This is a genomic window from Streptomyces sp. AM25, assembly GCF_058146165.1.
Window position 1 is genome coordinate 1 of sequence record NZ_JBKIWN010000083.1, and the last position, 6,192, is coordinate 6,192.

Below are 6,192 nucleotides of genomic sequence, written 5' to 3' on the forward strand. Positions count from 1 at the left end.
CCACGGGCCAATTACGTGAGCGCCGACAGTGAGGCCCGGCAGTTCTGCGCCGCCTGCCCGGTCCAGCGCGTCTGCCTGGACTACGCCCTGGAGAACAAGCACGGCCACGGGATCTGGGGCGGGCGGACCGAGGACGAACGCGACTACCTGCACCGCAAGCTCCGCAAGCGCAAGGACGAAGCCCGTGTGGCTGCCGCACTGCTCGGAGAAGCGGTCCACCTCACCAGCGCCGAGCGCGAGCACGCAGCCGCCCTGGCCCACCGGGCCGGCATGTCCGCCACTGTGCTCGCCCGGCTGATCCGCGTCACCGTGCCCTGGGCCGCCGAACTCCTAGACGTCGCCCGTCAGGCAGCAGAGAAGCGCAGCGCCCAGCCCGGCGAGGACGACACCACTGTGACTCCGGCCGACGCACCCGCCGGGCACGGTCTGGAGGAGGCCGCGTGAACCACTCCTCCGGACACTCTCCGGCGGTGGCGGCCAGTGGATGGGACCGCGCCGCGATCCTCACCCTCGGCCTGGCCGGCTTCGCCCTGTCCTACGACGCCCTCCAGCAGATGGCCGTCGCCATCCACGTCCGCGGCCTCCTCAGCTACGTCTTCCCCCTGCTCGTCGACGGCTTCATCGCCTACGGCGTGCGCGCCGCCCTCGTCCTTCGCGACGCCCCCACCCCCGCCCGCCTCTACACCTGGGCACTGATCGGCACGGCGACCACCGCCAGCATCTGGGCCAACGCCCTGCACGCCGTCCGCCTCAACAGCCTCGCTTCAGGAGGTGGCCTGCGGCTCGGCGACCTGACCGTCGGCGCCCTGTCCACCCTCGCCCCGCTCGCCCTCGCCGGCGCCGTCCACCTCCTGATCCTCATCACCCGCCACCACCACACCCAGACCGCCGTCCCCGGCACCGTCCCGGGGACCTGCCTCGCGGACCGGTCCGCGCACACCGCCCCTGCGGACCAGACGCTGCGGACCGGTCCGCAGCACCCAGCCGCGGACCACGGACCGGTCCGCACCCCGCGGACCACTGGTCCGGACCGGTCCGCACCGCATCCAGACAGCCCCACCCCGGACCAGGACGGTTCGCCGGACGGACCGTCCGGCGAACCGGCGGACCAGCCAGCGGACCGGTCCACACCGGCACACAGCGACGGCGACGGCGACGGCGAACACGATGTCGAAGTCCTGCTGCCCATCGCGCGCCTGGCCATCGCGCAGGAAGGCCGGATCAACCGGACCACCGTCCGCCGCGCCCTGCGCGATCACAACATCCAGGTCAGCAACCAGCGCATCGGCCTGCTCCTCCAGCACCTGCGCACCGAAGGTTGACCGGCGAGCCTCGCCGCCAGCAGATCCCGCTGCCCCCTACATCCCGAAGGATTCCCTCATGGAGCACCCGCCGCCCGCCTCACCCAGCTCCCTGGCGGAGGCCACCGCCTGGATCGATGTCCTCCTGCGCTACGGACTCCTGCACACCGCGGTCCTCTCGCCCCGAGGAGCGTGGCTCGTCCAGCTCCGGCCCCACGACACCGTCTGGCTGCTTCGCGATACCGACGACGTCCTCACCCTGGCCGCCGCACTCCAGGAACACCTGCACGCTGCCGACACCGGCGAGACCCGATAACCCTCCTCCATCACAAGACGCGCCCCCGGCGCCCGGCCCGGACGGCCCGTGCGGGCCACTGCCCACCGAAACGGACCGGTCTGCCCACGGCGGACCGGTCCGCTGTGGTCCCGGACCGGTCCGCTGCCTCCGTCCCCTGCGCGGACCGGCGCACGGGCCGGTCCGCACCCAGTCGATCCGACCCCGCCCCGGCCCGTGTGAGCGCGCTCCCTTGTCCGTCCCCCGTACCTCAACTCCCAGGAATTCCCGCATGCCCCATGTCCCTCAGCGGCATCCGTTCGAGGACGCCGCCCCGGCCAGCGCCCGTCTCACGCCGCACCACGACCAGTCCGTCCCCGCCAGTCCGGAAGAGCCCGGTGCCCCTGCCCTCCCGGACCTGCAGCCGGTGTCCAACTCGCCCCGAGGAGGAGCAAGTTGGAGTTTTGGATACTCCCCCAGCGGGGGAGTATCCAAAACCGCCTCCACCCCGGAGGTGGCGGAGGCCGACCGGCGCCAGGGGGCACCGGCCGACGGGGCTGCGACCGAGGGCGGACCGCAGCCGGCACAGAGCGAAGAGCACACATGCCACCGCGCGTCCTGCGAACACGCCGTGCCCGCGCAGCCTCGTGTGCGCCACCGCACCCGGCAGCCACGCCAGCGCAACCGCTTCCGTACCGTCCGCCTGAGCGACAGCGAACTCGCCGCCATCTCCGCCGGCGCCAAGGCCGCCGGGATGACCGATGCCGGCTTCCTCGCCCACGCCGGCCTCGCCGCCGCCCGCGACCTGACCACCACTGCGGCACACATTGCCGGTGACCGGGAGCTGGTTGCCGAGTTCTTCGCCGCCCGACGCCACCTCGGCCACATCGGCAACAACCTCAACCAGGTCGCCAGGACCCTCAACGCCGGCGCCGACGCCCCGCAGACCGAGGCCGTCCTGCGCGCGGTCCACCGTGCCGTCGACCGCGTCCAGGCCGCAACGAACCAGCTCCTCGGCCAGGAGACATCCGCTTCGTGATCCCCAAGGTCAACTCTCAAGGCGACCGCACCATCGGACTCCTCTCCTACCTGTACGGCCCCGGCAAGCGCGAGGAGCACATCGACCCCCATCTCGTCGCCTCCTTCGACGGCCTGGCACCCGATCCCGGCCGGGACCCGGCCGTCACGCTCAAGGAGCTCCAGCTCCTCCTCGACCAGCCCGTCCAGGCCCTGGAGAAAGAACTGCGGCCCGCACACCACGTGTGGCACTGTTCCGTGCGCGCCGACCCCGGCGACCGGATCCTCACCGACCAGGAATGGGGTGACATCGCGCGCCGTATCGTCGCGGCCACCGGTATCGACCCCGACAACGACGGCGCCGGATGCCGCTGGGTAGCCGTACGTCACGCCGAAGACCACATCCACATCGTCGCCACCCTCGTCCGCGAGGACGGCCACAAGCCCGATCACCACCGCTCCGGCAAACGCGCTCAGGCCGAGTGCCGCCTCGTCGAGACCGAGTACGGGCTCGTCCGTGTCAATGCGGGCGACGGCACCGCCGCCAAACGCCCCACCAGCGCCGAGAAACACAAGGCCGAACGACATGGCCGCCAGCAGACTCCCCGCGAGGAACTGCGGGAGAGCGTCCGCCATGCCGTTGCCGGTGCCGCCAGCCAGCGGGAGTTCTTCGACCGGCTCACCGTCGCCGGCCTGCTCGTGCGCACCCGGGTAGCGCCGTCGGGAGACCTGCTCGGCTATACCGTCGCACTGCCCGGTGACCGCAACGGCAACGGGGAACCCGTCTTCTACTCCGGCTCCTCCCTGGCCCCCGACCTCTCCCTCCCCCGCATCCGTGCCCGCTTCACCACCGGCATCGGCGAAAGCGAAGCGGCGGACCGGCGTGACTGTGATCAGCCGCGTACCGGCCGCGCAGACATTGGCCGGGCCCGCCATGCCGCGGCCGACGCCGTATGGGCGTCGGCCCTGGATCTCGGGGAAGACGACGACGGCGCTGCCGCGGCCCAGCTGTCCGCCGCCCAGGAAGTCCTCGACGCCCTGGCCACGACCACCACGGGCCCCACGCGCACGGAACTGGTAGCGGCGGCCCGGGAGTTCGAGCGCAGCGGCCGCTCCCACGTCCGCGCACGGCACGCGCAGGCACGGGCGTTGCGGCGGGCGGCGCGCGAGGTGGTCTTCGCAGGTCCGTCGCTGGGGCGGGGTGAGGACGGGGCGGCGGCCGCGATGGTGCTCTCCTCCCTGATCTTCCTTGTGGTGGCGGCGGCGCGGTGGCATGCCCAGCGGGAGCATGCGCAGCAGGCGGCTGCCGCGTTCCGGACCGCCGGTCACCTGCGCGCCGCCTACCGGACCGCGTCCCAGGCCCCGATGGCCGCGCTGCGGGGCCGGGGCCGACAGCTGCCTGCGCAGACGCGTTCCCGGCACGCCCGTCTCGTGCAGTCGGCGCTGCCCGAGCAGGCGCAGACGGTGCTGGGCGAGAGCGGCTGGCAGGCCCTGGCCGCCACGCTCGCCGACGCCGAGGCCGCCGGGCACGACCCCGCCACCCTGCTGAAGGAAGCCGCCGGCCGCCGCGAGCTGGAGTCCGCGGAGTCCGTCAGCGAGGTACTCGTGTGGCGCATGCGCCACCTGGCCAGCCTCCCCGCCCCCACGCCCGCGGTGAACCGCCGGCCCCGCTCGGGAGCGCTTGTGGCCCCGACGGCGCAGGCCGTGTCTGCCGGCGAACGGCACCGCCAGGGCCCGTCCGGCCGGTGAGGGTGCCAAGGCTCCGCGTGGCCGGTCACCCCCGGCATGGCTCGCAGCCCGGGAAAACGGATCTGGGCGAGGGAACCGGCGACAGCGTGCGGGCCCTGCTGGCCTCACTGGCGGACAAGGGGTGGCTGGTCCCAAGACGCGACGTCTGAAGTGGGTGTTCTGTGGCGGTTCGTGTTGGGCGGACAGGGGGCTGTGTCGGTGCTCAGCTCGCCCCGGTCCCTGGCGAGGGCGGTGTCGGCCGGGGCGGTGTGAACAGGCCGGGTTCGGGCTCGGTGAGGAGGTCGCGGTCGACCAGGCGCTTCAGCTTGGCGCGGACGCTCTCGATGTGCCGTGGCTCGGTGCCGATGCCCAGGATTTCGCAGATCTCCTGGGGGGGAAGGCTCATGCGGGGCCCTGGGCGGTGCCGGGTGTGGTGGCCTCTCCGGTGAAGCGCAGGGACAGTTCCCGGACCAGCGGTCCCAGGTGGCCAGTGTCGTCGAGAGGATGCAGGATCACGCACATCGGCTCGTTGTGCTGTTCGCTCCAAGCGGTACTGTCCGGGAGCAGGCGAGCGCCGTGCTTCTGGTGCATCCGGTATTCCCCGCCGGCCGTGACGCTGGTGCCGATCAGGGCTCCGGCGCCCAGGGCACGGGCCTGGCCGATCACCAGGGCCGACAAGTAGGAGGCCAGCCCCTGCCCGCGGGCCGCGGGGTCCACCGCCAGCCGCCCGCTTTCGCAGCAGATGCTCGCGTCGACGCGCTCGCGCTCCAGGAGCGTGGTGAAACGGTCGTGGCCGAGCAGGGCTCGTACCGCGCCGCGGTGGAGATTGCCCGGTGGTGTCAGACGGATGTAGCCGGCCAGTAGCCCATCGGCCTGTTGACGGACCGTGTGGTGCCACGAACCGAAGTCCAGCGGATCGGGGTCCTGGAAGGAACCGTCGGAGGCACGGAAGGCGGGCCGCCGTCCGTGCTCGTGGAACACCCGGGCGCGGAACGCACGGCATTCCTCCAGCTGCGCCGCGGTGTCGGGGGCAGGGCCCGGGAGGGAGACGAAAAAACTGCGGGTGCCCCAGCTCGCCGGGTAAGGCACGCTTCTCTCCTGCCAGTTGTACCGAATTTCCTGGGCGGGGGCGACGTCCCCGCTCCCGAACGAGTCCGGCCCCCAAGCGGGCCTGAGCGAGCGGGAACGGGGCAACGCGGGACCCGCCGGCGCCGGGCCCGGTCAGCCGAAGTCCTGCGCGGCCACGTTGCGCCGACCGCCGACGACCACCCAGGCGCCTTGCGCGATACGGCTGGCGTCCAGCAGGACCGCGCCCCGGTCCGGGCAGACGTACCGGCCCGTGTGGACACGGCCGGACTCCAGCACCGTCAGCATCGCTCCCTGCCCGAGGCAGTCGGTGTTCACCAGCGGCGGCGAAGGCGCGGCAGAGTCCCCGACGGCCTCAGCCGCTGGGCACACGCCCGTGCCCAGTGCGACCGCAGCCGCGAGAACGGAGACCAGTCGCACCTCAGTGCCCGAGGAAACGGTCGGTCGTGACCGTACCCGGGCTCAGCAGCGGCGCGTACAGCCCCTGGCGCGCGTTCGAGGCATCCACCAGTGCCGGCCGGTCCCGGTAGGCGAACACGCGGTGTGCCTGGTTTCCCGGGCTGGCGATCGGCTCGGTAACCCCCTGCATCAGGTTCTTCGCACTCACCAGCGAAGCCCCGCCGTCCGAAGTGTGAGCCGCGGCGGACCCTGCTCCCGCGACCACCACCATCGCCCCGGCAGCGGCCACCATCAGGGTCGTCCAGCCCCGTCGCACAGCACTACTCATCGCTTCTCCTTCTGAAGAACGCATTCTCCGGCGGGAGTGTCATGAATTAGGTGGGAACT

General features: G+C 72.5%; 9 protein-coding genes. 5 read left to right on the forward strand and 4 right to left on the reverse strand.

Annotation, left to right across the window (positions count from 1 at the left end; translation table 11 throughout):
- The 5 genes from ACLHRZ_RS36355 to ACLHRZ_RS36375 all read left to right on the forward strand — a co-directional run.
- Positions 1-444: WhiB family transcriptional regulator (locus ACLHRZ_RS36355; protein WP_490422870.1), on the forward strand; the 444-nt coding region annotated here is incomplete at its 5' end.
- Entirely contained in the window at positions 441-1,322 is an 882-nt protein-coding gene (locus ACLHRZ_RS36360) for a DUF2637 domain-containing protein (RefSeq protein ID WP_490422871.1), read from the forward strand. The genes ACLHRZ_RS36355 and ACLHRZ_RS36360, both read left to right, overlap by 4 nt.
- A gap of 58 nt (positions 1,323-1,380) precedes the next feature.
- Positions 1,381-1,617, forward strand: coding sequence for a hypothetical protein (locus ACLHRZ_RS36365; RefSeq protein WP_490422872.1), 237 nt, complete (start codon positions 1,381-1,383; stop codon positions 1,615-1,617).
- A gap of 250 nt (positions 1,618-1,867) precedes the next feature.
- Positions 1,868-2,614 carry a MobC family plasmid mobilization relaxosome protein gene (locus tag ACLHRZ_RS36370; protein ID WP_490422873.1) on the forward strand — a complete coding sequence of 249 codons (747 nt, stop codon included), beginning with the start codon at positions 1,868-1,870 and terminating at the stop codon, positions 2,612-2,614.
- Entirely contained in the window at positions 2,611-4,341 is a 1,731-nt protein-coding gene (locus tag ACLHRZ_RS36375; protein WP_490422874.1) for a relaxase/mobilization nuclease domain-containing protein, read from the forward strand. The genes ACLHRZ_RS36370 and ACLHRZ_RS36375 overlap by 4 nt, the downstream gene beginning before the upstream one ends.
- 202 nt (positions 4,342-4,543) lie before the next feature.
- Here the strand turns inward: ACLHRZ_RS36375 and ACLHRZ_RS36380 are convergent, their stop codons facing one another.
- From ACLHRZ_RS36380 to ACLHRZ_RS36395, 4 genes are all read right to left on the reverse strand, one after another.
- Positions 4,544-4,726 (reverse strand): hypothetical protein, encoded by a 183-nt coding sequence (locus ACLHRZ_RS36380; protein ID WP_490422875.1) that lies wholly within the window; start codon positions 4,724-4,726, stop codon positions 4,544-4,546.
- Positions 4,723-5,409 carry a GNAT family N-acetyltransferase gene (locus ACLHRZ_RS36385; protein ID WP_490422876.1) on the reverse strand — a complete coding sequence of 229 codons (687 nt, stop codon included), beginning with the start codon at positions 5,407-5,409 and terminating at the stop codon, positions 4,723-4,725. Before ACLHRZ_RS36385 ends, ACLHRZ_RS36380 begins: the two co-directional genes overlap by 4 nt.
- Before the next feature lie 132 nt (positions 5,410-5,541).
- Positions 5,542-5,724, reverse strand: a complete 183-nt coding sequence (locus tag ACLHRZ_RS36390; RefSeq protein ID WP_490422877.1) for a hypothetical protein — start codon at positions 5,722-5,724, stop codon at positions 5,542-5,544.
- 103 nt (positions 5,725-5,827) lie between these two features.
- The gene (locus tag ACLHRZ_RS36395) at positions 5,828-6,133 is read right to left on the reverse strand and encodes a hypothetical protein (RefSeq protein ID WP_490422878.1); all 306 of its coding nucleotides are present in this window, start codon (positions 6,131-6,133) and stop codon (positions 5,828-5,830) included.
- Between the last annotated feature and the right edge of the window lie 59 nt (positions 6,134-6,192).

Bases quoted from the DNA above. Each gene is read 5' to 3' on its own strand.
- ACLHRZ_RS36370 (WP_490422873.1), top strand. From the start codon at position 1,868: ATGCCCCATGTCCCTCAGCGGCATCCGTTCGAGGACGCCGCCCCGGCC.
- ACLHRZ_RS36365 (WP_490422872.1), top strand. From the start codon at position 1,381: ATGGAGCACCCGCCGCCCGCCTCACCCAGCTCCCTGGCGGAGGCCACC.
- ACLHRZ_RS36395 (WP_490422878.1), bottom strand. From the start codon at position 6,133: ATGAGTAGTGCTGTGCGACGGGGCTGGACGACCCTGATGGTGGCCGCT.
- ACLHRZ_RS36380 (WP_490422875.1), bottom strand. From the start codon at position 4,726: ATGAGCCTTCCCCCCCAGGAGATCTGCGAAATCCTGGGCATCGGCACC.